Source organism: Xenorhabdus sp. Sc-CR9, from assembly GCF_963897815.1.
Lineage (GTDB): Bacteria > Pseudomonadota > Gammaproteobacteria > Enterobacterales > Enterobacteriaceae > Xenorhabdus.
Window position 1 is genome coordinate 1 of sequence record NZ_CAWQTY010000061.1, and the last position, 1569, is coordinate 1569.

Genomic DNA, 1569 nt, shown 5'->3' on the forward strand with positions numbered 1-1569 from the left:
CCGTAGCTGTCGGTATTAATCAGGCGCTGCATGTCATCCATGCCCGACAAACGCGCGGTAAAGTCAATCTGCCATGTTTCCGCGGTTGTGGTGATGGCGGTTTCTTTCGCGGCACCGTCAAATTCCAGCAAGAAAGAACGGGTCAGGGCATTGCCCTGCAAGCCATTGGCGGTTTTGATTTTCTTCTGGGTGGGGGCATGGGTGATCATGCCAATCACGCCCGAGGCCTTATTGATTAACCCAATCCAGTTAAAATCAAAGTTGCCGACTTCCGTGCCCAGTGTGACGCTGTAAGCCACGGCGTTCTCGCTGGCCAGTCCGGTTTTATTCACCGCCTGACGGTGGACGATTTGATTTTGTGCAGGCAGTTTCTCGCTGCGGTTAATCTCCTTTGACGGATCAAGATTAGGCACATAAGCAAAGACAAACTCGTCCAACACCACCGAATGCCCGGCAGCGACTTGCTGGGCTTTCCATTTTTCAAAATCGACAGTAATGACTGAAGACATAGTATTTCCTTATAATGAGGCACCGTAAGTGACATTCGATGCGTTATTTTCTTTTAAGCGGGCATTGTCACACACGGATTCCCCCGAAATGTGTCCTACCCTTAATAAAAGCGGTTCTGTCGGCATCGCCGCGTAATAGCAGCAATAGTCTGCCCCCACGCTCCCCACACGCATGAATAATTGATTTTTTGCGATCACCTCAAAGCGGTAGCGGCGGCAGGTGCGGCCATACTGGCGAATGATATTCATCAGCAAATCAGGGTTAGATGCTATTTGTCCATCGCTGAGCCGCAGAATAATCACATCCCAGTCAATGCCCGGCTGGCGCTCCAGCAATTCCACATAACCCACGCCCAGCCGTTCAAAAATGGCAATAAATCCCGCGACGCTGCCTGCATCTCTGGCATTGATAAAGGCGTACTTCACCCGCTTGCGAAACAGCGGCAGCGGTTCGCCGTTAAAGCGCTGGATATCCCGCTGGTAAGCCAGCACCGATAACAGCGATTCGGCGCAGGTTTCGGCGTCCAGTTGCGCCAGTGGCCACTTTAACCAGTCATAGACGGTTAACCAGAATGCCCGCGCCGCCTGCAACAATTTGGCAGGCTCGCCCTTGTTCATCCATGAAGGCAACGCCAGCCGGGCGAGGCGTTCCCTGAACTCAGCCATTTTTCACCTCGACAGTTAATGATTGCAGTCGCGGTACACTCAGTTCACTGAGGATGTCGCCCAGTGAAAAGGCCAATGATTCTATTTCGCTGAACTCACGGTGAATTTCACGCCCCAGATTGGAAAAAGAAAATCGCGAGTACGGCCATGTTTTCTTCACGGGGTACTCGGTATTTTCCCGAAAGGCACAACGTATCAGGTTGCCGACATCCGTTTTCAGGCGGGTGATTTGCTCCTGACTGTAATTCGCCAGATTCGCCACAAACAGTGTCACTGCCAGTGCATGATGCGTTTCCGGCATCGGCAGACACTGCATATCATCCCCGTGCCCGTGATGCCCCTGATTGCTGATGTAATCGTTCACCGCGTCAATAAAGGGCTGGCTGATTACGCC

At 52.3% G+C, this 1569-nt stretch carries 2 protein-coding genes and 1 pseudogene; all 3 read right to left on the bottom strand.

Annotated features, from left to right (window positions below; genetic code table 11):
• A partial coding sequence (locus tag AACQ81_RS03280; protein WP_237388470.1) for a phage tail-collar fiber domain-containing protein occupies positions 1-509 on the bottom strand: 509 nt, incomplete at its 3' end.
• A 9-nt stretch (positions 510-518) separates the two neighbouring features.
• Positions 519-1175 (bottom strand): phage tail protein, encoded by a 657-nt coding sequence (locus AACQ81_RS03285; protein WP_237388471.1) that lies wholly within the window; start codon positions 1173-1175, stop codon positions 519-521.
• Positions 1168-1569: pseudogene (locus AACQ81_RS03290) on the bottom strand (baseplate J/gp47 family protein); the annotation flags it as partial. The pseudogene AACQ81_RS03290 and the gene AACQ81_RS03285, both read right to left, overlap by 8 nt.